At 70.9% G+C, this 26653-nt stretch carries 23 protein-coding genes; 13 read left to right on the plus strand and 10 right to left on the minus strand.

Annotated elements, in window-relative coordinates; translation table 11 throughout:
• Positions 1 to 40: 40 nt before the first annotated feature.
• From ACIBVP_RS42360 to ACIBVP_RS42380, 5 genes are all read left to right on the plus strand, one after another.
• On the plus strand, positions 41 to 3193 hold the full coding sequence (locus tag ACIBVP_RS42360; RefSeq protein ID WP_396112266.1) for a hypothetical protein: 3153 nt from the start codon (positions 41 to 43) through the stop codon (positions 3191 to 3193).
• 107 nt (positions 3194 to 3300) lie between these two features.
• Positions 3301 to 8247, plus strand: a complete 4947-nt coding sequence (locus ACIBVP_RS42365) for an NAD-glutamate dehydrogenase (RefSeq protein WP_396112267.1) — start codon at positions 3301 to 3303, stop codon at positions 8245 to 8247.
• Entirely contained in the window at positions 8247 to 8675 is a 429-nt protein-coding gene (locus ACIBVP_RS42370; protein ID WP_396112268.1) for an acyl-CoA thioesterase, read from the plus strand. The genes ACIBVP_RS42365 and ACIBVP_RS42370 overlap by 1 nt, the downstream gene beginning before the upstream one ends.
• Positions 8668 to 9303, plus strand: coding sequence for a hypothetical protein (locus ACIBVP_RS42375; protein ID WP_396112269.1), 636 nt, complete (start codon positions 8668 to 8670; stop codon positions 9301 to 9303). The genes ACIBVP_RS42370 and ACIBVP_RS42375 overlap by 8 nt, the downstream gene beginning before the upstream one ends.
• A 14-nt stretch (positions 9304 to 9317) precedes the next feature.
• Positions 9318 to 9614 carry a hypothetical protein gene (locus ACIBVP_RS42380; RefSeq protein WP_396112270.1) on the plus strand — a complete coding sequence of 99 codons (297 nt, stop codon included), beginning with the start codon at positions 9318 to 9320 and terminating at the stop codon, positions 9612 to 9614.
• Positions 9615 to 9658: 44 nt separating this feature from the next.
• Here the strand turns inward: ACIBVP_RS42380 and ACIBVP_RS42385 are convergent, their stop codons facing one another.
• From ACIBVP_RS42385 to ACIBVP_RS42395, 3 genes are read right to left on the minus strand one after another with little or no spacing between them, the layout of a single operon-like run.
• Complete coding sequence (locus tag ACIBVP_RS42385) at positions 9659 to 11221, minus strand: glycoside hydrolase family 13 protein (protein ID WP_396112271.1); 1563 nt, start codon at positions 11219 to 11221, stop codon at positions 9659 to 9661.
• Positions 11222 to 11277: 56 nt separating this feature from the next.
• Positions 11278 to 11676, minus strand: a complete 399-nt coding sequence (locus tag ACIBVP_RS42390; RefSeq protein ID WP_396112272.1) for a globin — start codon at positions 11674 to 11676, stop codon at positions 11278 to 11280.
• A 22-nt stretch (positions 11677 to 11698) separates the two neighbouring features.
• Positions 11699 to 12670: a mechanosensitive ion channel family protein gene (locus ACIBVP_RS42395; protein ID WP_396112273.1), complete on the minus strand. Its 972-nt coding sequence runs from the start codon at positions 12668 to 12670 to the stop codon at positions 11699 to 11701.
• A gap of 243 nt (positions 12671 to 12913) precedes the next feature.
• On the opposite strand from ACIBVP_RS42395, the gene ACIBVP_RS42400 reads away from it, so the two are divergent.
• The gene (locus tag ACIBVP_RS42400; protein WP_396112274.1) at positions 12914 to 13552 is read left to right on the plus strand and encodes an HNH endonuclease; all 639 of its coding nucleotides are present in this window, start codon (positions 12914 to 12916) and stop codon (positions 13550 to 13552) included.
• 19 nt (positions 13553 to 13571) lie between these two features.
• Here the strand turns inward: ACIBVP_RS42400 and ACIBVP_RS42405 are convergent, their stop codons facing one another.
• Entirely contained in the window at positions 13572 to 13811 is a 240-nt protein-coding gene (locus ACIBVP_RS42405; RefSeq protein WP_396112275.1) for a hypothetical protein, read from the minus strand.
• Positions 13812 to 14113: 302 nt separating this feature from the next.
• On the opposite strand from ACIBVP_RS42405, the gene ACIBVP_RS42410 reads away from it, so the two are divergent.
• Together ACIBVP_RS42410 and ACIBVP_RS42415 are read left to right on the plus strand one after the other, a co-directional pair.
• Positions 14114 to 14356, plus strand: coding sequence for a hypothetical protein (locus tag ACIBVP_RS42410; RefSeq protein ID WP_396112276.1), 243 nt, complete (start codon positions 14114 to 14116; stop codon positions 14354 to 14356).
• Positions 14343 to 14840 (plus strand): DUF5130 family protein, encoded by a 498-nt coding sequence (locus ACIBVP_RS42415; protein WP_396112277.1) that lies wholly within the window; start codon positions 14343 to 14345, stop codon positions 14838 to 14840. Before ACIBVP_RS42410 ends, ACIBVP_RS42415 begins: the two co-directional genes overlap by 14 nt.
• 184 nt (positions 14841 to 15024) lie before the next feature.
• On the opposite strand, the gene pepN is transcribed toward ACIBVP_RS42415, so the two are convergent.
• Positions 15025 to 17586, minus strand: coding sequence for an aminopeptidase N (gene pepN / locus ACIBVP_RS42420; RefSeq protein ID WP_396112278.1), 2562 nt, complete (start codon positions 17584 to 17586; stop codon positions 15025 to 15027).
• A gap of 129 nt (positions 17587 to 17715) precedes the next feature.
• Between pepN and ACIBVP_RS42425 the strand changes: the two genes are divergently transcribed.
• Together ACIBVP_RS42425 and ACIBVP_RS42430 are read left to right on the plus strand one after the other, a co-directional pair.
• A complete protein-coding gene (locus ACIBVP_RS42425; RefSeq protein ID WP_396112279.1) occupies positions 17716 to 18330 on the plus strand; it encodes a DsbA family protein in 615 nt (204 codons plus the stop codon).
• A gap of 63 nt (positions 18331 to 18393) precedes the next feature.
• On the plus strand, positions 18394 to 19815 hold the full coding sequence (locus ACIBVP_RS42430; RefSeq protein WP_396112280.1) for an aldehyde dehydrogenase family protein: 1422 nt from the start codon (positions 18394 to 18396) through the stop codon (positions 19813 to 19815).
• A gap of 119 nt (positions 19816 to 19934) precedes the next feature.
• On the opposite strand, the gene ACIBVP_RS42435 is transcribed toward ACIBVP_RS42430, so the two are convergent.
• Both ACIBVP_RS42435 and ACIBVP_RS42440 read right to left on the minus strand, forming a co-directional pair.
• Positions 19935 to 20633 carry an MBL fold metallo-hydrolase gene (locus tag ACIBVP_RS42435; protein WP_396112281.1) on the minus strand — a complete coding sequence of 233 codons (699 nt, stop codon included), beginning with the start codon at positions 20631 to 20633 and terminating at the stop codon, positions 19935 to 19937.
• Entirely contained in the window at positions 20630 to 21382 is a 753-nt protein-coding gene (locus ACIBVP_RS42440; protein ID WP_396112282.1) for a 2-phosphosulfolactate phosphatase, read from the minus strand. Before ACIBVP_RS42440 ends, ACIBVP_RS42435 begins: the two co-directional genes overlap by 4 nt.
• A gap of 36 nt (positions 21383 to 21418) precedes the next feature.
• Here ACIBVP_RS42440 and ACIBVP_RS42445 point away from each other — a divergent pair, with 36 nt between their 5' ends.
• Positions 21419 to 21889, plus strand: coding sequence for a ribose-5-phosphate isomerase (locus ACIBVP_RS42445; RefSeq protein ID WP_396112283.1), 471 nt, complete (start codon positions 21419 to 21421; stop codon positions 21887 to 21889).
• A gap of 3 nt (positions 21890 to 21892) precedes the next feature.
• The gene (locus tag ACIBVP_RS42450) at positions 21893 to 22693 is read left to right on the plus strand and encodes an Fpg/Nei family DNA glycosylase (RefSeq protein ID WP_396112284.1); all 801 of its coding nucleotides are present in this window, start codon (positions 21893 to 21895) and stop codon (positions 22691 to 22693) included.
• Between the two features lie 61 nt (positions 22694 to 22754).
• Here ACIBVP_RS42450 and ACIBVP_RS42455 read toward each other — a convergent pair whose 3' ends face one another.
• Positions 22755 to 23564, minus strand: a complete 810-nt coding sequence (locus ACIBVP_RS42455; RefSeq protein ID WP_396112285.1) for a hypothetical protein — start codon at positions 23562 to 23564, stop codon at positions 22755 to 22757.
• A gap of 133 nt (positions 23565 to 23697) precedes the next feature.
• Between ACIBVP_RS42455 and ACIBVP_RS42460 the strand changes: the two genes are divergently transcribed.
• Entirely contained in the window at positions 23698 to 24234 is a 537-nt protein-coding gene (locus tag ACIBVP_RS42460) for a GNAT family N-acetyltransferase (RefSeq protein WP_396112286.1), read from the plus strand.
• Here ACIBVP_RS42460 and ACIBVP_RS42465 read toward each other — a convergent pair.
• Positions 24217 to 24618: an acyl-CoA thioesterase gene (locus ACIBVP_RS42465; protein WP_396112287.1), complete on the minus strand. Its 402-nt coding sequence runs from the start codon at positions 24616 to 24618 to the stop codon at positions 24217 to 24219. The two genes, ACIBVP_RS42460 and ACIBVP_RS42465, sit on opposite strands and share 18 nt — an antisense overlap.
• Positions 24615 to 25373, minus strand: coding sequence for an SDR family NAD(P)-dependent oxidoreductase (locus ACIBVP_RS42470; protein WP_396112288.1), 759 nt, complete (start codon positions 25371 to 25373; stop codon positions 24615 to 24617). The genes ACIBVP_RS42465 and ACIBVP_RS42470 overlap by 4 nt, the downstream gene beginning before the upstream one ends.
• Positions 25374 to 26653 lie beyond the last annotated feature (1280 nt).

A 26653-nucleotide genomic window follows, 5' to 3' on the forward strand; every position in this document is an offset into this window, starting at 1 on the left:
CCTACCGGCGACCGGTGGGCTGCACGAGTGTGCCGCACTCGTGAGTTCAGCGGACGCGCTCAGCGTGAGTGCGCCGGAGCTCAGTGTCCAGCTCGCCCGGCGCGCGCTGCTGGTCGGCGCCACCGATGCCTCGACAAGCGCGGGATCCGGCGAGGCCAGGAACCTGGTGATGCGGGCGCAGGCCTTGCTCGCGTCGGGACTGGTCCGGATCAGCCAGCACGCGAAGGCGGTCGAACCCGGGTTCGCCGCCCTCGCGCTGGCCGAGGCCGGCGGCGCCCCGGACGTCGCGGCCGCGGTGCGGATCGACCTCGCCGCCTGCGCACAGCAGGTCGGCGAGCCGCTCCTGGGTGCCGCGCTCCTGCGGCCGGTCCTGGAGGCGGGGCAGACGCCACCCGCGGTACGCGCGTCCGCGTTGGGCAGGCTCGTCGGGTGCGTCGCGCACGTGGCGCGACGCGACGACGTCGAGGACGCGCTCACGGAGGCCGACCGGCTGCTGGCCGCGGACAGCGGGATCGCCGCGGACGTGCGGCGGATGGAACGCGCGCGGCTCGCCGTGCGCACCGCCGGCTACCACCGTTGGTACGGCGACACCGAGGACGCGATCACCGCGGCCCGCGAGGGGCTCGCCCTGTTGACCAGGCTGCGTCCCGACCTGCGGTCCGAGAGCGACCGGTTGCGGGCACGGCTCGTGCTGGAGCTGGTGTGCGGACTGCTCGACGAGGGTGAGCTGAACGAGGCGCTGAACGCCGCGCACCCGATGGTCGACGAGCCGGTGCGGGCCACGTCGGCCGCGTCCGTGGGCAGGCTGATGCTGGCGGTGGCGACGCGGGTGTACCTGCCGTCCGGGCAGACCGACCGCGGCAGACACCTGCTGGACCAGGCCGCGTGGGTGGCGGAGCGCCACACGCTCGACGGTCTGCGCGCCGACGCGCTCACCGAGGTGTCCCGGCTGGAAGAACAGGCCGGCCGCGCCACGGACGCGCTGGAGGCGATGCGGGCGGCCCGTGCGGCGGAGCACCGGCGCATGCGCGCGGTGTCGCGGGCCGCGCGGATCGTGCTCGTGGAGGTGGGCGCCAACCACGGCGTCCGCGACACGGCCCAGCAGTCGGTGGCGGCGCTCATGCGTCAACTCGCGCACCCGGCCGGCCTGCCGGCCGCGGTGTCCCCCGCGCCGCAGGTCGAGCGGGCACAGCAGAAACCGGCCGCGGAAACCCGCGTTCCCGCCACCGCGCCGGAGATCGCGGGCACGGTCGACATGGCGAAGGACAACGGTCTGCTCGACCGTGAGGGCCTGATCCGCAGGCTGCACTCGGTCCGCACCGGCGAACGCCCGGTGGCGCTGACGCTCGTCCGCTTCGACTCGACCGAGGACGACGACCGTGGCCCGGACACGGGCATCATGGCCGGGCTCGCGGACAAGGTCCGCGACATGGCCCCGGACAACGCGGAGCTGGCCAGGTCCGACGGCAGCGAACTGGCCGTGCTGCTGCCCGCCACGACGAGGGACCAGGCGGAGGAGTTCGCGGCGACCATCCGTGGGTCCGACTGGGCGACGGCCGGTGGCAAGGACATGAACATCAGCACCGGCGTGGTGCAGACGGACCACGCCGCCACGGACGACAAGCTCGACCCGACCGGCTTCCTGACCGCGGCCCGCGACGCGCTGACCCCAGCGCAGCCGTCGGCGCTGTCCGACGACACCCCCACCAGACCGCTGAACCACACACAACCCACCACGACGCAGGACCAGGCGCGCCCGGCCGAGCAGTCCGGTCGCTCGATCCTCAGCTCCCTGAGCATCCCGTCGGGCAGCGGCGGCCGCAGAAGAGCAGGCGAGGAACAACCCCCGGGCGCGAAGTCCCGCTGGCCCGCGGAGCCGGCGGAGGCACCCCGCTGGACAAGAGCGGAACGACGGGCACAGGCGGAGGCGGGCCTGCCCACCGATCCGGCGCAGGCTCCGCCCCCAGCCGGCTGGCCGCCTGCCACTGACGAACCACGCCAGGGCAAGCGCGCCGCCACCCCGACGAAACCGTCCTTCAGCGAGTCCCGCATCGGCGAGGCGGCCACCACCGGCATCGACCGGACCCGCCTCCACGCCCGCCACAGCACCCCCCAGGACGGCCCCGCGGCCGCGGAACCAGGCCCCACCCCCGGCAGCACCCCCGCCGAGGCACCGCACGCCACCCCGCCCACCGACCAGACCCGCGACGCCGCGAGCCGGGGCGACACGAGCCAGTCCGCGCTCCCCACGAGGACTCCGCAAGCCGCGCCGTCGGCTGCCGGCGGCGGCGCGTCGGCGGGCCACGACACGTCCGATCGCGCAGGGCAGTCCGAACCGGCCCCGGCGAGCGCCGACTCCCCGAGCGTCACGGGCACGGACGACGGGTTCTTCTCCAGCCTGGCCGGGTTGTCCACCGGCGGGATGCTGCGCGGCACGGACACCAGCACGGTCACCGACACCGACGACAAGCCCCGCGGCCGCTCCTCCTACGAGGAGACCAAGGCCGAGCTCGCCCGCATGATGTCCGCGCTCAACGCCAAGTCGCAGGCCGCACGGGAGCGGAACGGGGCGCGGCAGTCGATCCCCACCCCGCCCAGGACCGACGACATCCTCGACGCTCCCGACCCCGTGCCGCCGGAGCCCGCAGCCGCGCCCACCCCACCCGAGCCCGAGGTCGGTGGCAGGTCCCGGTTGATGGCGGCCTTCGACGCGCTGACCGGGCCGGTGCCGAATCTGCGGGCCGAGGTCGCGGGCGCCACCGAACTGCCCGCGCGCACGCCGGCCGAGTCGTGGGCGCGGATCGAGTCCTCCGCGGTGGTCGAGTCGCCCGCGGACGAGCTGTTCGGCACCGAGCCCGCCGACACCGACGCACCCCGGTCCTCGCTCGGAGCCGCGTTCGCCGACTTCGGCGGCACCGAGAAAAAGGTCACAGAACCGGTCAAGGAAACGGTTCAGGAACCGTCGTACGACGCGCCCATCGGGCCCGAACCCAGGCCCGACGACCTCCCCCAGCGCGGGGAACGATCGTCCGCGACGATCGCCAGTCTGCTCACCGAGGCACTCGCCGCATATCAGTCCACGGCCGAAGATGCCGAGGTCCACCGTGCGCCGGAGCGGTTCGACTCCTTCGTCGCCGGCGACGACGACCGGCAGCAGTCGGGGGCCTCGGGGCGCCACCGGTCGCTGGACTGAGGTTCAGAGTTCCGTCGTACGGTTGGCGCGTCACCCTCGCGTGATCGCTTAGTCTGTGTGCCGCCTGTGGCACACCGTCGTGCCGCCGATCGTGGAGTCGTCTGAACATGAGCTCGACCGGAACCCGCACCCGCATCGACAGAACCGGTGGGTTGGACCGGACACAAACCGAGGAGAGCCCGGAACAACTCCGGGACGATCTCATCGAGCAGGCCGCGTCGGCCGCCCCGGACATGGCGGACCTGATCCGGCTGTACTACCGCTACATCCCGCCGGAGGAGGTCACCGACACCGACCCGGTCGACCTCGTCGGGATCGTGCGCACGCACCGTGACCTCGCCGCACGCCGCGTGCCCGGCCGGCCCGCGGTCCGCGTCTTCAACCCGGACGCCGAGACCGACGGCTGGCGCACCGCGGGCACCATCGTGCAGCTGGTCACCGACGACATGCCGTACCTCGTCGAGTCGGTGACCGCCGAACTGGTGCGCAGCGGCCTGCCCGTGCACCGGGTGGTCCACCCGATCGTCGTGGTGAACCGGGACGTCACCGGCGGCCTGCGGGAGATCCTGACCGCCGCCGACGCCGACGACCCGCCCGCCGAGGCGCTCGCCGAGTCGTGGATGTCGATCGAGGTCGACCTCATCCGCGACGCCGACCGCAGCCGGGAGATCGAGAACCGCCTCCTGGCCGTCCTGAACGACGTCCGCGAGGTCGTCGAGGACACCGACCGCATGATGGGCACCGCCCGCGCGCTCGCCGACGAGCTGGAGGCGAACCCGCCGGTCGACGAGGCCATGGCACTCGAAGGCGCCGCGCTGCTGCGGTGGCTCGCCGACGGCCACTTCACCTTCCTCGGCTACCGCAGCTACGACCTGGTCCGCGACGGCGACCGGCGCGCGCTCAAGGCCGTCCTCGCGAGCGGTCTCGGCGTGCTGCGCCAGGACAGCCTCGCCACCCGCAACCTCACCCCGGGCGCGGACGCCGACGTCGACGCCGCGTCCCCGGACCTGCTGATCCTCACCGAGGCCTCCGCCCCGTCGTCGGTCCACCGGCCCACCTTCCCGTACTACGTGGGGGTCAAGACCTTCGACGAGAACGGCGAGGTCACCGGTGAGCACCGCTTCCTCGGCGTCTTCACCATCACCGCGCTGCACGAGGACGTGCTCGACATCCCGGTCGTCGGCAACCGCGTCCGCGAGGTCATCCACCGCGCCGGTTTCCCGCTGGAGTCCTACACCGGGCAGAAGATGCTCGAGGTCATCCAGAACTGGCCGCGCTCGGAGCTGTTCTCCACCAGCACCGAGACGCTGTACCAGACGACGACCGGCGTGATCGCGCTCGCCGACCGCCGCCGTCTGCGGCTGTTCCTGCGCCGCGACCCGTACAGCAGGTTCTTCTCCTGCCTGGTGTTCCTGCCGCGCGACCGCTACACCACGACCTCCCGCCTCGCGATGACCGAGGTGCTCATCGACGAGCTGAACGGGACGAACCTGGAGTTCTCCACCCGCATCGGGGAGAACCCGCTCGCGCAGGTCCACTTCACCGTGCACACCGACCCGGCGGTGCCCGTCGACGCCGACGTCAACCGCATCCAGGAACGGCTCACCGAGGCCGTCCGCACCTGGGACGACCGGCTCGTCGAAGCCGTGTTCGCCGAGCAGCGCGAGCGGGTCGACAGCGGTGCCCGCCGTGAGGGCGACATGGTCGCCGTCGGCGCGGAGTCCGCGACCGAGCAGGGACAGCGGTTCGCGAGCGTGTTCCCCGAGGCCTACAAGGAGGACTTCCCGGCCTCCGAGGCCCTCGCCGACCTGCGCAAACTCGAGGGGCTGCGCGACCTCGACATGTCCTTCTACCGCCCGGAGGACGCGGAGCCGGGCGAGCGCCGCTTCAAGCTGTACCTGGCGGGCGAGGGCGTCACGCTGTCGCAGATGCTGCCGGTGCTGCAGAACATGGGCGTCGAGGTCGTCGACGAGCGGCCCTACGAGATCCACCGCGAGGACGGCACCCGCTGGTGGATCTACGACTTCGGGCTGCGGGTCGACCCGGCCGAGGTCGAGGACAAGACCGCGGAGCAGCAGCTGCGGCAGCGCACGCTGTTCCAGGACGCGTTCGGCGCGATCTGGCGCGGGGACGCCGAGTCCGACCGGTTCAACTCGCTCGTCCTGCGCGGCGGGCTGAGCTGGCGGCAGGCGGCGCTGCTGCGTGCCTACTCCCGCTATCTGCGGCAGGCCGGTGTGCCGTTCGACCAGGGCGACGTGGAGTCCGCGGTCCTCGACCACACGCACGTCGCGCTCGCGCTGGTCCGCCTGTTCGAGACCCGGTTCGACCTGTCCAAGGCCGACGAGGTGCGCGAGCGGGCGATGGACACCCAGGTCGCCGAGATCACCTCGATGATCGACGAGGTCACGAGCCTCGACGCCGACCGCATCCTGCGCAGCCTGCTGGCGCTCATCCGGGCCACGCTGCGGACCAACTACAACGTGCGTGACGACGGTGGCGAGCCGCGGCCCTACCTCGCCATCAAGCTCGACCCGGCGCAGGTCATCGACCTGCCCGACCCGAGGCCGAAGTTCGAGATCTTCGTGTACTCGCCGCGCGTCGAGGGCGTGCACCTGCGGTTCGGGCCGGTCGCGCGTGGCGGGCTGCGCTGGTCCGACCGCCGTGCCGACTTCCGCACGGAGATCCTCGGCCTGGTCAAGGCGCAGGCCGTGAAGAACGCGGTGATCGTGCCCGTCGGTGCGAAGGGCGGGTTTGTGGTGAAACGCCCGCCCGCCGGTGACGACCGCGAGGCCTTCATGGCCGAGGGCGTCGCCTGCTACCGCATGTTCATCTCCGGCCTGCTGGACCTGACCGACAATCTGCGTGCCGGCGAGGTCGTGCCAGCCCGTGACGTGGTCCGCTACGACGCCGACGACACCTACCTGGTCGTCGCCGCTGACAAGGGCACCGCGAAGTTCTCCGACATCGCGAACGAGGTCGCCGCGAGCTACGGCTTCTGGCTCGGTGACGCGTTCGCCTCGGGCGGCTCGGTCGGCTACGACCACAAGGCCATGGGCATCACCGCCCGCGGTGCGTGGGAGAGCGTGAAACGGCACTTCCGGGAGCTGGGCAAGGACACCCAGACCGAGGACTTCACGGTCGTCGGCATCGGCGACATGGCAGGTGACGTGTTCGGCAACGGCATGCTGCTGAGTGAGCACATCCGGCTCGTCGCCGCGTTCAACCACATGCACGTGTTCATCGACCCGAACCCGGACGCCGCCACGTCCTACGCGGAGCGGCGGCGCCTGTTCGAGCTGCCGCGTTCCAGCTGGGACGACTACGACCGGTCGCTGATCAGCGAGGGTGGTGGCGTGTGGCCGCGCACGCTGAAGTCGATCCCGGTCAGTGAGCAGGCGCGGGTCGCGCTGGGCCTGCCGGAAGGCGTCACGAAGCTGTCGCCGCCGGAGTTGATGAAGGCGATCCTGCTCGCGCCCGTCGACCTGCTGTGGAACGGCGGCATCGGCACCTACGTGAAGGCCGGGACGGAGTCGCACGCGGACGTGGGCGACAAGGCCAACGACGCGGTCCGCGTCGACGGCACCGACCTGCGGGTGAAGGTCGTCGGCGAGGGCGGCAACCTGGGCCTCACGCAACGCGGCCGCATCGAGGTCGCGCGGGCGGGGGGCAAGGTCAACACCGACGCGCTGGACAACTCGGCTGGTGTGGACTGCTCCGACCACGAGGTCAACATCAAGATCCTGCTCGACCAGCTGGTCGCGCGCGGCACACTCGCGCGGGAACAGCGCGACGAGCTGCTCGCGGAGATGACCGACGAGGTCGCCCACCTCGTGCTGGCCGACAACTACTCGCAGAACGCGGTGCTCGGCGTGAGCCGCGCGCACGCGGTGCCGATGCTGACCGTGCTCGCACGGCTGGTCAACGACCTGGAGACGAACTCCGGCCTGGACCGCGACCTGGAGGCGTTGCCGACCAAGGCGCGGTTCCGGGACATGGACAAGAAGGGCGAGGGCCTCACCTCACCGGAGCTGGCGACGCTGCTCGCGCACGTGAAGCTGCGGCTCAAGCACGAGGTGCTGGCCTCCGAGCTGCCCGACGCGGACGTGTTCTCGCGGCGGCTCCCGGAGTACTTCCCGACACAGCTGCGGGAGCGGTTCGCCGCCGACATCCACGACCACCCGCTGCGTCGCCAGATCACCACCACACTGGTCGTCAACGAGGTGGTCGACGGTGGCGGCGTGTCGTACGCGTACCGGCTGGCCGAGGAGATGAACGCGTCCGCGACCGACGCCGTGCGCGCGTTCACGGCGGTCACCAAGATCTACGACCTGCCGGACATGTGGCGCGACATCCACGCGCTGGACAACGTGGTGCCCACCGACACGGCTGACCACATGATGTTGGAGACCCGCCGCCTGCTGGACCGCGCGTCCCGCTGGCTGCTGTCGAACCGGCCGCAGCCGCTCGCGGTGGGTGCGGAGATCAACCGGTTCCACAAGGTGGTCGCCGAGCTGGTGCCGGAGGTGCCGAACCTGTTGCGCGGCGCGGAACAGGAGGCCGTCGCACGCCAGGCCGACGAGCTGGTGGCCGTCGGTGTGCCGACCGCGCTCGCGCAGCGCATCGCGTCCCTGCTGGACTGCTACGCGCTGCTGGACATCACCGAGGTCGCCGAGCTGGCCGACCGTGACGGGCTCGACATCGAGCGCAGCCCGCGCGAGACCGCCGAGCTGTACTACGCGCTGTCCGAGCACCTCAACATCGACTCGATGCTGACGTCGATCAGTGCGCTGGAACGGGGCAACCGCTGGCACGCGCTCGCCAGGCTCGCGCTGCGGGACGACCTGTACTCGTCGCTGCGTGCGATCACGCTCGACGTGCTGCGCCAGAGCGACCCCGGCACCTCGGCGGACGAGAAGATCGAGAACTGGGAACACGCCAACTCCCGGCGCATCTCGCGGTCGCGTGAGTCCCTGGAGGAGATCCGCCGGGTGGGCGCTCTGGACCTCGCGACACTGTCGGTGGCCACTCGGCAGGTGCGCAGTATGGTTCGGTAGTGGGTGTCTTCATCGCCGAGGTCCGTCCGCGCTGGTCGGACATGGACGCGTACGGTCACGTCAACCACGCCAACACCGTGACGCTGCTGGAAGAGGCCCGCGTCGAGCTGCTCTTCACCGAGGCGGCACGGCTGGGCGCCGAGGGCATGGCGCGCGGTGTGGTGGTGGCGCGGCTGGTCGTGGACTACTTGATGCCGTTGGTGGCGGACGGCAGTCCGGTGCGGGTGTCGATGAGCGTCCGGGAGATGCGGCACGCGGCCTTCACCCTCGACTACAAGGTCCACATTGGACCGTTGGAGGAGATGCCCGCGGTGACCGCGCAGACACTGCTCGTGCCGTACGACACGAGCAGCGGCAGGCCGCGCAGGCTCACCGAGGGCGAGCGCGATTTCCTTGCCGCGTACCGGAGTGGGAGCAACGGTGCCTGAGCTGAGTTTCACCGACCAGTCCGAACGGGACGACCTCGGCGCGTTCGTCGCGCGGGCGGTCCGCCTCGACGGGCAGACCGTGGTGCGCCTGCGCACCCGCGACGGCGGACGGGTCGACGCGTGGGTCGCGACCCCGTTCGACGTGCTCGCCACCCGCACCGTGCTGGGCACGATGGACCCGGGCGACGTGACCGTGTTCGGCAACGACCTGCTGGCCGCCCTCGCGGTCTCGCGGGCCGACCGGGTCGACCCCGGCCGTGCGGTTGACATGCAGTGGCGGTCGGCGCTGCCCCCGCAGGCGCACTGGCAGGTCGTGGAGGAGCAGCTGCCCGCGAAGGTCGTCACGGAGCTGACCGAGCGCGGCCTGGAGCTGGCGCGGGAGAACCAGGGCCCGCACGGCACCCCGCCCGCGTCGCTGCTCGACCAGACGGTGCTCACGGTGTCCGGCGACGGTCTCGAGGTGAAGATCCCCATGCGGTGCCTGTTCGCCATGTCGGGCATGGGCTTCCTGGGGTCCGGCGAGAGCGAGCACGTGCGGGTCACGGCCACGGACGCGTGGCTGCGGATCGACGCCCGCTTCGGCGCGGTGGTCCGCCGCAGGCACGCCTTGCTGCCGTTGCTCGTCTAGGGTTCGATGACGGCATGAGCGAGCCAGAGGACCCGGCGCGCCGGTTCCTGGACCAGACCGTGCCCAAGCACGACGAGTGGGACGGCCGCGAACCGGAGGACGGTCCGGCACGGCCGAGGCACGTCCAGTACCCGTCGGAGCCCCTCGAGCCGCTGAGCGCCAAGGAACGCCGCGCCAACACGATCCGCAACGTGGCGTGGGGTGCCGGCCCGGTGGCGGCGTTCGCCGCGGGCGCCGCACTGTCCGACGACCCCGAACCGGAGCAACCGGAGATCGACCCGGGCTTCGGCGAGGCCGGCAGCGGGTTCTAGTCAGCGTCCCGGCTTCGGGATCCGGGAAGTCGGGACACTGGCTGCTAGACCAGCCAGGCCGCGGTGTCCGGTGGCAGCAGGCCGTCGGACAGCGCGCCGCTCGTCAGCAGGATCTCGCCAGCGGGCAGCGGCACCGCGGTCTCGGACGCGTTGAGAACGCACACCAGCCCGCCGCCCTTGCGGCGGTACGCGAAACAGCCCTCGGGCGCGCCGTACCACTCCAGCTCGGTGCCCGCGAACGCCGTGTGGGTCTTCCGCAGCTCGATCGCGTGCCGGTACAGCGACAGCGTCGAGTCCGCGTCCTCCAGCTGGTGCTCCACGGTCAGCTTCGCCCAGTCCGGCGGCATCGGCAGCCACGTCGACGCCCCGGGGGAGAAACCGAACGGCGGCTCGTCGCCCTCCCACGGCAGCGGCACGCGGCAACCGTCGCGCCCGCGGATCTCGCCGCCGGAACGGAAGTACTTCGGGTCCTGGATGGCCCAGTCCGGCAGCTCCACGTTCGGCAGGCCCAGCTCCTCGCCGTTGTACAGGTAGACCACGCCGGGCAGGCCCAGCTCGACGAGCGCCATCGCCCGCGCCCGCTGCCTGCCGTGGTGCCCGTCGCCGTACCGGGTCACCTCGCGGGCCACGTCGTGGTTCGACAGGGTCCACGTCGGCGGCACCCCGGCGACGGCGGCGGTCTCCAGCGACGCCTCGATGGCGGTGTGGAGCGCGGCCGCGTCGAACGGCGCCAGCACCAGCCGGAAGTTGAAGCCCAGGTGCAGCTCGTCGGGGCGCAGGTAGCGGGCGAGCCGCTCGTTGTCGGTCACCCAGATCTCGCCGACGGCCATGGTGCCCGGGTACTCGTCGAGGACGCGGCGGACGAGCCGGTGGATGTCGTGCACGCCGTCGTCGTCGAACCGCGGGTCGAACAGGTCGTGCTGGCCGATCCGGTTGCCCGCCCGCAGGTCCATGTCCGGCAGGTCGGCAGGCTTGGCCATGCCGTGCGCGACGTCGATGCGGAAGCCGTCCACGCCGCGCGCCAGCCAGAACCGCAGCGTGTGCTCCAGGTCGGCGCGGACCTCGGGGTGCGTCCAGTTCAGGTCCGGCTGTCGCACGTCGAACAGGTGCAGGTACCACTGACCGTCGTCGACCTGCGTCCACGCCGGTCCACCGAAGACGCTGATCCAGTTGTTCGGCGGCCCGTCGCCCCGGCCGGGCCGGAAGAGGTAGCGGTCCCGGGCGCTGGGGTCCGCGAGGGCCTCCTGGAACCACACGTGCTCGTCGCTCGTGTGGTTGGGCACCAGGTCGATGGTGATCCGGATGCCGTGCTGATGGGCCTCCGCGACGAGCCGGTCGAACGCGTCGAGGTCGCCGAACAGCGGGTCCACGTCACGCGGGTCGGCCACGTCGTAGCCGTGGTCGGCCATGGGGGAGCGGAAGAACGGTGTCAGCCAGAGCGCGTCCACGCCGAGCAGTTCCAGGTAGCCGAGGCGGTCCCGGATGCCGTCCAGGTCGCCGACGCCGTCACCGTCCGAGTCGGCGAACGAACGCACGTACACCTGGTAGAACGTCGCGTCGCGCCACCAGTCGGAGGCGTCCTCGGGGCTGTCTCCGGCTCTGCGCACGATCGGTCATCCTGCCAGCAATCGGGTTGCTCCGGGCGGGAATTCGGCGGGCTGGGTCACACCCAGCTGTTCATCAGGCTGTTGGCGGCCATCTCCAGATAACCCCACAGCTGGCGGCGGTGCTCCTCGGACAGGTTCTCCTCGTCGACCGCCGTGCGCATGCACCGCAGCCAGGCGTCCCGTTCGATCGGGCCGATCGAGAACGGTGCGTGACGCATCCGCAACCGGGGGTGGCCGCGGCGTTCCGAGTAGGTGTGCGGGCCACCCCAGTACTGCATGAGGAACAGCCGGAAGCGCTCCTCGGCCGGGCCCAGGTCCTCCTCCGGGTACAGCGGGCGCAGCACCTCGTCCTTCGCGACTTCCTCGTAGAACCGCGCGACGATGCGGTGGAAGACGGGTTCGCCGCCCACGGCCTCGTAGAAGCTCGTCACTTCCTCAGGTGTCGGTGTTGCCACGTTTCCATCCTGCCATCAGTGCTCACGACTCCGTGGCGGGGAAGCCGTGCACCACGGGGCCCTGGATGCCGGCGTCCTCGAAGGCGCCCATGATCCGTGCCCGCAGCGTCCGCTGGACCGCCCACTGACGGCCGGGCCGCACCTTGACGGTGGTCCGCAGCATGATGCCCTCGGTCGCGGACACCCGCTCGACGCCCAGCACCTCGACCGGCTCGAGCACGTCCTCGGACACCGGCTCGCTCTCGGTGGTTTCGCGCGCGACCCGGCCGAGGATGTCGGTGGCCTGCCCCACATCGGCTCCGTACCCGATGGGCACGTCGACCACGGCGACCGCGAAGCCCTGGCTGGAGTTGCCGACGCGGAGGATCTCGCCGTTGCGGACGTACCAGACGGTGCCGTTGACATCACGCATGGTGGTGATCCGCAGCCCGACGGCCTCGACGGTGCCGGAGGCCTCCCCGACGTCGACGACGTCCCCGACGCCGTACTGGTCCTCGAGCATCATGAAGACCCCGGACAGGAAGTCCCTGACGAGATTCTGCGCACCGAACCCGACCGCGACGCCGAGAATCCCGGCGGAGGCCAGGACGGGCGCGAGGTTCACGCCCAGTTCGGCGAGGATCATCATGAACGCGATCCCGAACACGAGCACCGACGTGATCGACTTGAAGACGGAGCCGATCGTCTTGGCCCGCTGGGCCCGCCGTTCGGACAGCAACGTGCCCAGCGCCTGGGGGGCGCGTTCCTTCAACGGCCGCAGCAACGTGGGGACCCTGCCGCCGCTGGCCCGGGTGAGCCGGTCGATCAGCCTGCGTGCGATGGACCGGATGATCATCGCGACGGCCAGGATCAGGATGATCGTGAGCGGCTTGGCGATGAGCCAGTTCGCGGACTGCGCGAGCCACTGGCTGCCGGTCAACCGGTCCACGATCTCACACCAGTTGTCGCCGGGCTCACAGTTCGGTGCCTGGAATGACAACTCCACATCGGTCACGGGCCCGACGATAACGGCGCGGCAACGACGGATGTTAAGGGGCTGGTGTGACAGAAATCGCGTGAACCCCAGCAGGTGTCCTCCGCGGCGCGCCACCACGCCACTCGGCGGAAGCGGTCCCGGGCCGCACGGTCGATTCGGTCACCGATCAAGCACGGTGGCCGGACACGTTGCACAACACGCGTGCGTTCGGGGGGTGATCTGTGGTCTGCTATGGCTGCCAGATCCGGTGGAGGTGGTCGCGTGCCCGACCGACATCCGACTCCGATCGGCGCCGCCCGTGGGCCGGCGTCGCGGACGCCCCTGCGTTCGCAAGCCGAACCGTCGGATGCCGGCGCGACTGAGCCGCTTAACGGCGCCCTGTCCTGGGGCAAGCGCCGTGTGCTGTTGCTGAACACCACCTTCGAGCCGCTGACCGCTCTTCCGCTGCGCCGCGCGGTGGTGCTGGTGGTCTGCGGGAAGGCCGAGGTGGTGCACGGCGACCCGGCCGGGATCGTGCTGCACTCGGCGAGCGACAGCGTTGTGGTCCCGTCCGTGATCCGCCTCTCCAGCTACGTCCGCGTGCCCTACCGGGCGCGGGTGCCGCTCACGAGAGCCGGGCTGATGCACAGGGACCGGCACCGTTGCGCCTACTGCGGTGGCCGAGCGGAGACCATCGACCACGTGATCCCGCGCAGTCGCGGCGGCGAGCACACGTGGCAGAACTGTGTGGCGTGTTGCGTGAAGTGCAACCACCGCAAGGCCGACAAGCTGCTCTCCGAGCTGGGCTGGCGGTTGCGGGTGGTGCCGAGGGCACCGCGCGGGACGCACTGGCGCCTGCTCGCCGGTGTCGTGGACACCGACCCCCAATGGCTGCCTTACCTGGGAGAGCCGGCCGCGTAGACCGGCCCTCCCGCGCGAACTAGGACGCCGTCACCCGAGTGCCGAGCGTGACTCGCGTGCCCCTCGTGACGCGGGTTCCCGCGGTGACGCGCGTGCCTCGGGTGACCCGGGTGCCACGCGTGACCCTCGTGCCCGCCGTGACGCGCGTTCCCCGCGTGACCCTGGTTCCTCGGGTGACCCTGGTGCCACGGGTGACGCGGGTGCCCAGCAGCGAGCACTCGTCCGAATGGGTGATGATCGTCGGGGTGGTGGTCTGCATGACGGGGACTCCTCGGCGATACGGGCACGCAGCGTGCCGGGGAAGGGACCGCAAGGGCCGTACAGGTGAAAGCTATGAGCTGGAACTGTAATCGACAAGACGTAAAGCGTGATGATGCGATGTCTCTCCGTGAGATGCGGCCGTTCGCAGTCACCGCTTCATCCCGGGGCATGAACGACTCGGCGCGCACACGGCCCAGCACGGCTACCGGAGTCGCAGTAGTTGATCACTCGATGTGATCTTGAGCGGTCCTCCGGCTGCCGAGTTCCGCGGTCCGGGCGGCGCTGGGTAGTGTGTCGCGCGTGAGCGTCGTGCAGACACTTCTGATCTTCGCGGTGATTCCGCTGGCCATTTACGGCGTGGTGGCGTTGCTGACGTTGCGGGACAAGTTCGCCAAGGCGCCGCGGTACCGCCCGGGGCAGCCCTGGGAGTACCCGGCGGTCTGGTGGACCGCCAACCCGGCGGGTGCTGACGCGTCCGCCGTTCCGACCGGTGGCGGCAAGCCGCGCCCCACGGCCAAGGGAGGCGCTCGTGGCAGCTGGTGACGTCGTTCTGCACGGCAAGCCCGGTGACATCGTCGCCGAGGACGTCGAGCACGGGTACGGCGCGGTCGTGACCGCCAGCGGCCGCGTGTCGGTCGCCAAGGAGTACGAGCCCGCCCAGGCCGAGCTGCCGTTCAGCTCGGTGCAGCTCGCCCGCCTCGATGAGGCCCTGACGCTGTCGGCCCGCACCACGGGCCTCGGTTTCAGCGTCTACCTCGGCCACCTGGGTGACGACACGCGCGCGACCGCCGAGCAGCTGCACGCCGAGTCCGGCGAGAACGCGCCGTCGGCGGTGCTCGTCGCCGTGTCCCCCGGCCAGCGCAAGGTCGAGGTCGTGACGGGCGCCGAGTCCACCCGCCGCCTGCCCGACCGCGCCTGCAACCTGGCGGTCATGAGCATGGTCGCGTCCTTCAAGGAGGGCGACCTGATCGGCGGCCTGGTGAGCGGCCTGCGCATGCTCACCGACCAGGCAGGCGCCAAACACTAGAAGCCAACGAACAACGCCGCGCCTCCCTTAGAAGGCGCGGCGTTTTCGCGCCCCCAAACACCGCGAGTCGCGTTCTCGGACACAGTGAGTTGTTGGTTTCGTGCGGAAACGGGACTGCACGAAACTGACAACTCGGTATGTCGGGGAGCGCGACTCGCGGTGTTCGAGAGCGTGACTCGCGGGGTTACTCCTTGTCGAAGGAGCGGGCGGCCAGGGAGCGGACGATGCCGGCGCGGCCTTCCGAGACCAGACGGCGCAGGGCCGGTGGGTGGGACTCGTCGGCCAGCCACTCGTCGGAGGCCGCCACGGTGTCCGACGAGACCGCCCACGACGGGTACAGGCCCAGCGCCACCGGCTGTGCCCGCTCGCTGGACCGCCGCGACCACACGTCGGCCACGTCCGCGAAGTACCGCGACACGTACGGCGCCAGCAGCTCCTTCTGCGTCGGGTGCGAGAAGCCCGCGATGATCGCCTCGTTGACGGCGTTCGGCAGCTCGTCGTCGTGCACGGCCCGCCGCCACGCCTCCGCCTTGACCTCGGCGGACGGCCGCAGCGCACGCGTGCGCTCCGCCTGCCGCTGCCCGGTCGCCGTCGGGTCGGCCGACAGCATCTCGGCGACCTCGGCGTCGGTCGCCGCGTCGTGCGCCACCAGCGCCTGCAGCAGCCGCCACCTCAGGTCCGTGTCCACCACGAGCCCCTTGAGCGGCGCGGAACCGTCCAGCCACCCGCGCAGCACGCCCAGCTGGTCGGCCTCCAACCGCGACCCCGTCAGCGAGTTCACGAACGCCAGCTGCTGGTCCGACTCCGTGGCCGGGTCGGCGGCCAGCGCGAACAGGCGGTCGGTGAACGTCCGCCAGCCGGTCGGCGCCCACGCCGGGTCGGCGTAGGAGTTGATCGCGGTCTGCGCCTGCAGCAACAGCCGCTGCACCACGCCCACCTCGGTCTCCGCAGGCAGCCCGTGGCACACGAGCGTGACGAAGTCACGCGCCTTCAGTTCGGCCTCGCGGGTCATCTCCCACGCCGCCGACCAGCACAGCGTGCGGGGCAGCGGCTCGGTGATGTCGCCGATCCGGTCCACGAGCGTCGCGAGCGAGTCCGGGTCGAGCCGCATCGCGCAGTACGACAGGTCGTCGTCGTTGACCAGCACCAGCTTGCCGCGCGCGACACCCACCAGGTCCGCCACCTCGGTGCGCTCACCGGTGACGTCCAGCTCCACGCGGTGCGTGCGGACGAGCTTCCCGTCCTGGTCGTCGTACACACCGACGGCGACCCGGTGCGTGCGCAGCTCACCGGCCCCCGGCCGCGCACCGCCCTGCGTGATCGCGAACGACGTGAACTTCCCGTCCCCGTCGACCTCGAACGACGGGCGCAGCGAGTTCAGGCCGGTCGTCTCCAGCCACTGAGCGCTCCACCACGACAGGTCCCGCCCCGACGCCTCCTCCAGCGCCGCGAGCAGGTCGGCGAGCGTCGCGTTGCCCCACGCGTGCTTGGCGAAGTACACCCGCAGCCCCGACAGGAACTGTTCCTGCCCGACGTACGCGACGAGCTGCTTGAGCACCGAGGCGCCCTTGGCGTAGGTGATGCCGTCGAAGTTGACCTCGACCGCCTGCAGGTCCGGGATGTCCGCCGCGACCGGGTGCGTCGAGGGCAGCTGGTCCTGCCGGTACGCCCACGACTTCTCGATGTTGGCGAAGGACGTCCACGCGTGCTTGTACTCGGTGGCGCCCGCCTGCGCGAGCACCGACGCGAACGTCGCGAACGACTCGTTCAGCCACAGGTCGTTCCACCAGCGCATGGTGACGAGGTCGCCGAACCACATGTGCGCCATCTCGTGCAGCACGGTCTCGCAGCGGCGCTCATAGGCGTACCGGGTGACCCTGCTCCGGAACACGTAGTCCTCGAGGAAGGTCACGCAGCCTGCGTTCTCCATGGCACCCGCGTTGAACTCCGGCACGAAGCACTGGTCGTACTTGCCGAACGGGTAGGTCACCCCGAAGTTGCGGTGGTAGAAGTCGAAACCCTGCTTGGTCTCGGTGAACAGCCGCTCGGCGTCCATGTGCTCGGCGAGCGAGGAGCGGCAGTAGATGCCGAGCGGGATGGTGCCCCACTCGTCGGTGTACTCGTCCCGCCACTCCGCGTACGGGCCCGCGACGAGCGCGGTCACGTACGTCGACATCGGCTTCGTCGTCTCGAAGACGTGCCGGACCGCGCCCTCGGCGGTCTCCTCGCTGGACTCGATGGGCGCGTTCGAGATCACCTTCCAGTCCGCGGGCGCGATGACCGTGAACCGGAACGTCGCCTTCAGGTCGGGCTGGTCGAAGCAGGTGAACATGCGCTTCGCGTCGGCCGTCTCGAACTGCGTGTACAGGTACACGCCGCCGTCGACCGGGTCGACGAAGCGGTGCAGGCCCTCACCGGTGTTCATGTACCGGCATGTCGCGGCGACGGTCAGCTCGTTCTCCTCCGCGAGCGAGGGCAGCGCGATGCCCGTGTCCTCGCGGTAGGCGGACACGTCGACGGCCGTGCCGTTCAGCGTCGCGTTCTCCACGGACGCGGCGACCAGGTCGATCCAGGAGTCGGCGCCCGCCTCCTTGCTCGCGAATCGCACGGTCGTGGTGGACCGGAACGTGGCGTCGCCCGGCTTGCCGCCGCCGTCCGTGAGGTCCAGCTCGACGTCGTAGGAACGGACGTCGAGCAGCGCGGCGCGCCGTTGTGCTTCGTCACGGGTCAGGTTGGGCGGAGCCACTGGTCACCTCAGGTCATTGTTCGGTACTGACAATCCTGTTCATCGGCATCCAATCACCCGACGGCACGGTTTGGCCCGTCAGGCGTGAAGAACGGGAAGAACTCCTCGTCTTCGTCGGTTGTTCCGGTTATGACTTCCCCCAGCAAGACGAAGATCGACTTCTACTTCGACCCGTTGTGCCCGTTTGCCTGGATCACCTCCAGGTGGATTCTCGAAGTGGAGCAGCAGCGCGACGTCGACCTCCGGTTCCGCGTGATGAGCCTGTCCGTGCTCAACGAGGGCCGCGACCTGCCCGAGGACTACCGCAGGATGCTGGACAACGGGTGGGGGCCCGTGCGCGTCGCGATCGCCGCCGCGCAGCAGCACGGTGAGGAGGTCCTGCGCGACCTGTACACCGCGATGGGTACCCGGATCCACAACCAGGGCAACCAGGATCTCGACGTGGTCATCGCGGAGGCGCTCGCCGAGGTGGGTCTGCCCGCCGCGCTCGCCGAGGCCGCGCACACGAGCGACAACGACGAGGCGCTGCGCAAGAGCCACCACGAGGGCATGGATCCGGTCGGCGAGGACGTCGGCACCCCGACGATCCACGTGAACGGCGTCGCGTTCTTCGGTCCGGTGCTGACCTCCATACCGCGCGGCGAGGACGCGCTCAAGGTGTTCGACGGCACAGTCGCGCTGGCGAGTTTCCCCAACTTCTTCGAGCTCAAGCGCACCAGGACCGGCGATCTGTCCTTCGACTGACCGCACCGGGATGTGACAGGCTGGGGGGCGACTCCCGTTTACGCGTCACATCACGGAGGACCGATGGCCGCCCCTACCGTCAGCACCGCTCATTTCGTCAACGGCTCGTTCACCGAGAGCGACGGCGAGCGGATCGACGTCATCAACCCGGCGACGGAAGAGGTCATCGCATCGGTGCCGTCGGGTACCCAGAGCAACGCCGACGCGGCGGTGCAGGCTGCCGCGTCGGCCTTCGAGGCGTGGGCGGCGACCCCGCTGACCGACCGCGTCGCCGCGGTCCGGCGCATCAACGATGGCCTGAAGGCCCGTGCGGACGAGCTGGCCGCCACGATCACGGCCGAGGTCGGCACGCCGATCACGTTCGCGCAGAAGGTGCAGGTCACGAACCCGGTCGGGATCACGGCCGGGGTGCTGGCGGAGGTCGAGGCAGGCGCGCTCGACCCGGTGACGTTCGGCAACTCCACGGTCGTGCGTGAGCCGATCGGTGTCGTCGGCGCGATCACCCCGTGGAACTTCCCGCTGCAGCAGATGGTCGCCAAGGTGACGCCGGCGCTGGTCGCGGGCAACACGGTGGTGCTCAAGCCCAGCGAGATCGCGCCGCTGACCGCCGGCCTGCTGGCCGCGATCATCGAGGAGGCCGGGCTCCCGGCGGGCGTGTTCAACATGGTGCACGGCACGGGCCCGGTGGTGGGGGAGGCGCTGGCCGCGCACCCGCTCGTCGACATGATCTCGTTCACCGGCTCCACCCGCGCGGGCCGCCGGGTGGCCGCCGTCGGCGCCGAGACGATCAAGAAGATCGCGCTGGAGCTGGGCGGGAAGTCCGCGTCGGTGGTGCTCGACGACGCCGACCTGGTCCGCGCGGTCAAGATCACCGTCGCGAACGGCTACATGAACAACGGCCAGGCCTGCAGCGCGCTCACCCGCCTGCTGGTGCCCGCGGACCGACACGACGAGGCGGTCGAGGTGGCCGCCGCGGCCGCCGCGAAGTACGTCCCCGGCGACCCGGCACTGGAGTCGACCCGCATCGGCCCGTCGGTGTCGGCGGCGCAGCGTGACCGGGTGATCGGCTACATCCGCACGGGCATCGAGGAGGGCGCGACGTTGGCGGCCGGTGGCCCCGAGCCCGTCGAGGGCCGTGGCTACTTCGTGCGCCCGACGGTCTTCGGCAACGTCAGGCCGGACATGACGATCGCGCAGGAGGAGATCTTCGGCCCGGTCCTGGCGGTGCTCCCGTACACCGATGACGACGACGCCGTGCGCATCGCGAACGGCACCCAGTACGGCCTGGCAGCCGGTGTTTTCGGCGGTGACGCCGACCGCGCCCGTGCCGTCGCGGGCCGCCTGCGTGCGGGCCAGGTCGACATCAACGGCGCCGCGTTCAACACCAGGGCCCCGTTCGGTGGCTTCAAGCAGTCCGGCAACGGCCGCGAGTTCGGCCGCTACGGGCTGGAGGAGTTCACCGAGCTGAAGTCCATCCAGGCCTAGTGTCCCGCTGAGCGGCGTTGCCGATCCACCCAGGTACAACCCGGTACGAGGGAGGATCGGCGCCTTGCCAGCGGAAACCTGGATCCGCCGATAAGCGCACCAGCTTCCGACTCGCGACCCTAGCGGCGGCCGCGCGCCAGCTCGTTGCGCTGGCGCCGCACGAACTCCGCGTCGACCGGATCTCCGTGCCCCGGCACCACCACGGTGGGCCGCAGGTCGAGGATCCGGTCGAGCGCGGCGGGCCAGTTCGGCACGTTCGAGTCCGGTCCGACGGACGGCGGCGCGCCCTGCTCGACCAGGTCGCCCGCGAACACCACGTCGACGTCCGGCACGTGCACGAACAGGTCGTGGTCGGTGTGCGCCTGCCCGGGGTGGATCAGCGTCACGGTGCGCCCGCCCAGGTCGAGCAGCACCTGCGAGGTGATCACCTCGGTCGGCGCGACCAGCTGCGCCGACGCGAGCCGTTCCGCCTGCTCCGCCTTGCCCTCCGAACGGTACTTCGCCGACCACACGCGCCGTTGCCGTTCGCCCTCGGCGAGGATCAGCGCCCGGCACCGCTCGTGGGAGATCACCGACGCGGGCAGGAACGCGGCCGTGCCGAAGAAGTGGTCGAAGTGTGCGTGCGTGATCACCACGGTCCACGGCAGCGGTGTCACGAACCGCACGGCGGCCGCCATGGACGCGCCGTGCACCTCGTCCGTGCCGGTGTCGATCACCAGGCAGTGCGTGTCACCGACGACGAGCCCGAGCGTCTGGTCCAGCTCGACGTAACGGCGCGCGTAGACCCCGTTCGCGACCTCGACCCATCGGCCGCTCATGCGGTGAACACGCCGTTCTCGAGCACCGGCACGACCGTGCTGACGTCCACGTCGCCCGCCAGCTTCACGTCGTCCGCCACACCGGCGGCGACCAGCTCACGTCCGGAGACCGAGTCGGCGAGCACGTCCGGGACGCGGTCCTGGACCGCCCGGTACGACAGCACCGCGAGCGCCGCCTCCGACGACGGCGCGGCACGCCCGGTCACGGCCGCCGCGACCGCACCCGCACCGAGAAGGTCCTCGACCGAGGGCCGCAGGGTCTGCTGCGGCCGCCAGCGCTCGCCCGCCGCGATCACGCCGACCGGCCGGTCCCCGGCGAGCCTGGCCGCCGCGGCCCCCACGGCGGACGCGTTGCGCAGGCAGCCCGCGAGCACGGTGGCACCCGTCTCGGCGGCGGCCGCGGACAGCGTGGCGCCGTTGGGCGAGGTGATCCCCAGCAGGGTGTCCGGCGGCAGTTCGGTCAACGACGACGGTCGCAACGACCACCCGGACGTCTGCTGCCCGTCGAGTTTCTCCAGGCCGGTCGGCGTGAGCGTGGCCCCCGCGGCCTTCGCCGCCTCGGCCGCGCGCTCGTCGTGCCACGCCAGCGGTAGGACCCGCGCGCCCCGCCCCAGAGCCACGTCGACCGTGGTCGTGAACACCAGCACGTCGACGATGACCAGCACCGCGCAGTGGGGACCGAGCGCACGAACACCGTCCAGGCCCCACTCGACACGAAGGTCGTAGCCGTCCTGTTCGAAGACCGTCACCGGGCACATGCTTCCAGAACTGGCAGAATGCCGGGCGTGCGTGTCTATTTGGGTTCCGACCACGCCGGCTTCGAGCTGAAGGCGCATCTCGTCAAGCACCTGTCCGACGCCGGTCACGAGGTCGTCGACGTCGGCCCCGCCGTCTACGACGCGGCGGACGACTACCCGCCCTACTGCGTCGAGGCTGCGCGCCGCACGGTCGCCGACGAGGGCAGCCTCGGCGTCGTGATCGGTGGCTCCGGCAACGGCGAGCAGATCGCCGCCAACAAGGTGCCCGGCTGCCGTGCCGTGCTCGCGTACGACACCGAGACCGCCGGGCTGGGTCGCTCCCACAACAACGCGCAGGTCGTGGCCGTGGGCGGGCGGATGCACAGCGTCGAGGACGCGACGGCGATCGTCGAGACGTTCCTCGCGACCCCGTTCTCGGGCGACGAGCGGCACGCCAGGCGCATCGCCATGCTGACCGACTACGAGCGCACCGGCACCCCGCCGCCGCTGCCCGCCTGAGCCGTGCCAGAGGGACACACGCTCCACCGGCTCGCCCGTCTGCACACCCGGCGGTACGCCAAACATCCGGTGTCTGTGACGAGCCCACAGGGCCGTTTCCCGGCGTCCGCGGTGGACGGCAGGGTGCTGGCGCGGGCGGAGGCGTACGGCAAGCACCTGTTCCACGTGTACGACCGGGACGCGATCGTGCACGTCCACCTCGGCCTCTGCGGGACGTTCACGGAGCAGCCGCTGCCGACGACACAGCCGGTCGGCCAGGTGCGGATGCGCATGGTCGGCGAGACGCACTGGACGGACCTGCGCGGGCCCACGCGGTGCGAGGTCATGAACGTCGCCGAACAGCGGGAGCTGCTGTCGAGGCTGGGCCCCGACCCGCTGCGCCGCAACGCCGACCCGGCGGTGGCGTACGCGCGGATCACCCGCTCGAAGCTGCCGGTCGCGTCGCTGCTGATGGAGCAGAAGATCCTCGCGGGCGTCGGGAACGTGTACCGCGCCGAACTGCTGTTCCGCCACGGCGTGAACCCGCTGCTGCCGGGCCGTTCGCTGGACGACGTGCTGTGGAAGGACATGTGGGCCGACCTGGTCGACCTCATGCGCGACGGGGTCCGCAAGGGCCGCATCGACACGGTCCGCGACGAGCACCTGCCGCACGTGACGGGCCGTGCGCCGCGCGTGGACCGGCACGGCGGCGAGGTGTACGTGTACCGCCGCCACGACATGCCGTGCCTGGTGTGCGGCACGCCGGTCCGCAAGACCGAGCTGGCGGCCCGCAACCTCTACTGGTGCCCCACCTGCCAGGCCTGACTGCCCTGAAAGACGCTTGCAGGACGTTCAGTGTCCCGAAAGCGTCTTTCAGGGCGTTGGGTCAGAAGCCGCCGAAGTCGCCGCCACCGAAGTCGCCGCCACCCCAGTCGCCACCGCCGCCGTAGTCGCCACCGCCGTAGTCGCCACCGCCGTAGTCGCCGCCGTAGTCGCCGCCGTAGTCACCACCGGCGTCACCGGCGTCGCCGCCTTCCATGGCGTCGGCCTGGCCGGCGTCGTAGCCCTGCTCCCAGGCCTGCGCGTCCGGGATGCCGTACATGCCGGAGAACATCGCGCTGAACAGGAGCATCGACCCGACACCCCAGGCACCCGCGACCAGCGCGGGCTTCCACCACGGCTCGCTGTACCAGCCCTGCGGCACCGGCCGCCCGGCCACGCGCCCACCCGGGTAGTAGTGCGGTGTCGCGTTGCTCGGCGCGGGGGACGCCTCGTAGTCGTGGCCCTCGACGCTCACCCTGCGGTCCTCGGTGACCTTGCCGGCACGCTCCCGCTCGGGGTCCGCGGGCAGCTCCGGGCCCGGGTCCAAGTCCATGGCGAGTCGCGCGGCACGCACGTAGTACAGGCCCTCCAGGGCCGTCTGCTTGACGAGCCGGGACTGCTCGGCGGTGGTGGCCTGTTCCATCTGCGAGCCCGCGGCCGTGTACCGCTCCGAGGCGTCGGCCAGCGCCTGCTTGGCGGCCTCGTTCGTGCCGACCAGGTTCATCACCTGGCCGCCCAGCCGCTCGACCCAGCGCCGGGCGTCCGCCTTGGCGTCCTCGAGCCGTTGCTGCTTGGCGTTGGCCTGGTTCTTCATGTAGGTCGCCGCCAGTGCCACCACGACGAGCACCAGCACGACGACGACGATCGTCCCCATCACGTGCACCTTCCGACGGCGAAGCCTTGTGAACGGACAACGGGGACGCTACGCGCAGAGTTCCGGGTGCGTGGGGCGCGTAATCCCCTCGTAAGGGATGTCACCCGGCAGTGGTCTGACCTATCGTGGGGAGATGGTCTTTCGCCGGGGTCCGGACGTGCCGGTCCTGGTGCGCGAGGCCACCCAGGACGACGTCGACGCCATCGGCGAGGTGCACGCCGAGGCCTGGCGGGTGGCACACCGGGACCTCTTCGAGAGCCGCTGGCTGCGCAGGTTCGTCGACGAGCGACGCGAGATGTGGAAGACGGTGATGGCGTCCCCCGAGTTCGGGCGCAACACGCTGCTGGTGGCCGAGCGCGGTGACCGGGTCGTGGCGTTCGTGTACTTCGGGCAGGTCGACTACGGCGTGCGGGAGGGCGAGGTGTTCGACCTGTACGCCCATCCGACCGTGTGGGGCAGCGGCGTCGCGTGGACGTTGATGGACAACGCGTGGGAGTTGATCGTCGAGGGTCGCCTGCGCCGGATCCACCTGTGGACGATCACCGGCGCGAACCGCGCACAGCACTTCTACGAGTCGTTCGGCTTCGCCCGGACCGGCAAGACCCGCGAGACCGACTTCGGCGACGGCAGGCCGGTCCTCGAGGTGGAGTACCTACGCGCTACCCGATAGGGCGGCGCGGAGGTCGTCCGGCATCGGCTTCTTGACCAAAGTGGACGGATCGACGAACACGTGCCGGATCTCCCCGTCCGCCACGAGCCGGTCCCCGACCCGGAACTCCGGCCGGACGATCATGCTGGTGGTCCCGAGGTGCGCGACGGGCATCGCGATGTCGACCAGTTCGTCGAACCGCGCCGCGCTGCGGTACCGCAAGGTCGCCTCGGCCACCACGATGTCGAACCCGCGCGACACGGTCTCCTGGTAGGGCCCGACGCGGTCGCGCCACAACTCGGTGATCGCGGTGTCGTAATAGAACAGGTAGTGCCCGTTGAACACCACGCCCTGCTGGTCGCACTCGTTGTACCGGACCCGCAACCGATGCACGAAGACCGTCACAACCCACCTGCCTGGTCGCTGCCCGCGAACCGGCTGAGCCGGGCCGCGGCCTGCGGCGCCAACTGTCCGAACACGACACCCGCCCGCATCACGGGATCGGCGACGTCCATTTCGGCCCGGTCATGCCGAACGGCCCGGACCACAGCCGCGGCAACGTCCTCAGGCGACTTCGGCCGGAACCCGGCGGGCAACGCCACCCCGTCAGCCGTCTCGGCCTCTCCGACCGCCCCGACGTTCACACAGGACACCCCCACCCCGAGCGGCGCCCAGTCCTGCCGCAACCCGAGCGCGAACCCCCGCACCCCGAACGCGACCGCACTGTGCAGCGCGGCGTCCGGCCCAGCGGCCTTCCCGGCGAGCGAGGACACGAACACGACGTGCCCACGCCCACGCGCGACCATGCTCTCCCCAAACAACCGGGTGAGGACAAGCGGCCCCCGCAACCCGACGTCGATCACCCGGTCGATGTCGTCAAGCCCAAACCCGCCGAACGCCCCCACCCCGGAACCCCCCACCCCGGCGACGAGCAGGTCGACACCCCCAACAGCGTCGACAACCCGCGACACCCCGTCCCGAGTGGCGAGGTCGGCAACCACCGCCACCCCACCGACCTCGTCGGCAAGCTCCTCAACCCCGTCCCCGACCCCCCCAGCGACAGCGAGCGAACACCCTTCGTCCCGCAACCGCGCACCAATGGCCCGCCCAAGCCCCCCCAAGCCCCCGGTGACAAGAGCCGCCCCACCACGAATCTCCATGGCGGGATGGTAATCGCCACCCCCGACACCCCAACCCGCACAGCCCGTGTCCAACCGCACGCAACAAGCACTAGGACACCATCAGGCTCCAGCGCGGCCGACCGAGGCCCCGCGGACAGGAAGCACCGCGAGCGGGAAGCCCTCGTGAATGGGTGGTGCTCCCATGGAGGGGTCGGGGGCCGAGACCCGCCGGTGGGGTGTGGGCTACGCCCCGACAAGAGGTGGCGAGCTGGCACGCCGAGCGCAATCCGCGCCCCAACAAAAGTCGTGAGCCGCCAAGGCGAGCGCAGTCCGTGATGGGAAGCCCTGAACGGAAAAGTGCCGCGATTGGGTGGGGGTCCCATGGAGGGGGTCCGGGGGCGAAGCCCTCCGGGCGGGGCGCGGGGGTTGCACCCCCGAGGAAATGGCGAGTGACCAGGGCGAGCGCTCTCCGCGAGCAGGGGAGGCCCAGAACGAGCGGGTGACGGGAATCGAACCCGCATGACCAGCTTGGAAGGTCGGTCGGCGATCTTGGTCCCGACCTGCCAAAGCTCTGACCTGCGGCGGAGCGGGGCAGTGGTGCGCTGAGTACCCGTGATTGACCGCTGTTGACCGCCACAAGGGGCACGCGAGGGGCACGGCTCGTCGCGTGCCTCGTCGTGCCCTCGGGCAGGCGTAGGCATCGGTCAGTGCGTGCCGGGGCCAGAGCACGAGCTGACGCGGGCTGATCGAATGCCGTCGAGCCATGTGTGACCTTCCTCTCACTTCCTCGCTCAGTCCTCCGGCGGTCCCTGCTCCCCGCCGTTCCCCTCGCCCTGGCCGCAGTTAGCGCCGGGTCGTCGGGGTCAAGGGGCGAGCGAAGCTCGATCGCGCCAGCGACGCGACGAAGGAGCGCCCTTGATGCCGATGGGCCGGTGTTAAACGATCACCGGGCGCACGAGGGGTCGGCAGAAGTGACACAAAGTCGCCGAGTCGGACGATGTGATCGGTCATGAGCGTGATCACGGCGCGCCGCCGCTGGGGGCGCTGCCGTCGCGAGGCCGTGGGCTGCGCCGCGCAGGCCGGGCGGCGTGAGCGGAGCGGCAGCCGCCCGAGCCGCGATGGATGCAGGCCACGTCGCCAACGCGACGGGCACAGCGCGCCGCCAGCGGCGGCGCGCCTTGATCTCATAGAGCCAAGTTCCGCAGTGGACAGGCCAGACGGTGGTGTCCTGTCTCGGTAGATGCTTGACGTTCCTGTCCCACCTGATGCTTGACAGTGGCCGTGATCGGCTTGGCTGTCGCGCAGTGTTGTGCGCGTCA

This window comes from Actinophytocola sp. NPDC049390 (assembly GCF_044466355.1).
In the GTDB taxonomy this organism is placed as follows: domain Bacteria; phylum Actinomycetota; class Actinomycetes; order Mycobacteriales; family Pseudonocardiaceae; genus Actinophytocola.

Excerpts from the sequence above, each read along its gene's own strand:
- ACIBVP_RS42470 (WP_396112288.1), bottom strand. The coding sequence starts at position 25,373 with ATGGAGATTCGTGGTGGGGCGGCTCTTGTCACCGGGGGCTTGGGGGGG.
- ACIBVP_RS42460 (WP_396112286.1), top strand. The coding sequence starts at position 23,698 with ATGGTCTTTCGCCGGGGTCCGGACGTGCCGGTCCTGGTGCGCGAGGCC.
- ACIBVP_RS42430 (WP_396112280.1), top strand. The coding sequence starts at position 18,394 with ATGGCCGCCCCTACCGTCAGCACCGCTCATTTCGTCAACGGCTCGTTC.
- ACIBVP_RS42380 (WP_396112270.1), top strand. The coding sequence starts at position 9,318 with ATGAGCGAGCCAGAGGACCCGGCGCGCCGGTTCCTGGACCAGACCGTG.
- ACIBVP_RS42435 (WP_396112281.1), bottom strand. The coding sequence starts at position 20,633 with ATGAGCGGCCGATGGGTCGAGGTCGCGAACGGGGTCTACGCGCGCCGT.
- ACIBVP_RS42425 (WP_396112279.1), top strand. The coding sequence starts at position 17,716 with ATGACTTCCCCCAGCAAGACGAAGATCGACTTCTACTTCGACCCGTTG.
- ACIBVP_RS42455 (WP_396112285.1), bottom strand. The coding sequence starts at position 23,564 with ATGGGGACGATCGTCGTCGTCGTGCTGGTGCTCGTCGTGGTGGCACTG.
- ACIBVP_RS42365 (WP_396112267.1), top strand. The coding sequence starts at position 3,301 with ATGAGCTCGACCGGAACCCGCACCCGCATCGACAGAACCGGTGGGTTG.
- ACIBVP_RS42405 (WP_396112275.1), bottom strand. The coding sequence starts at position 13,811 with ATGCAGACCACCACCCCGACGATCATCACCCATTCGGACGAGTGCTCG.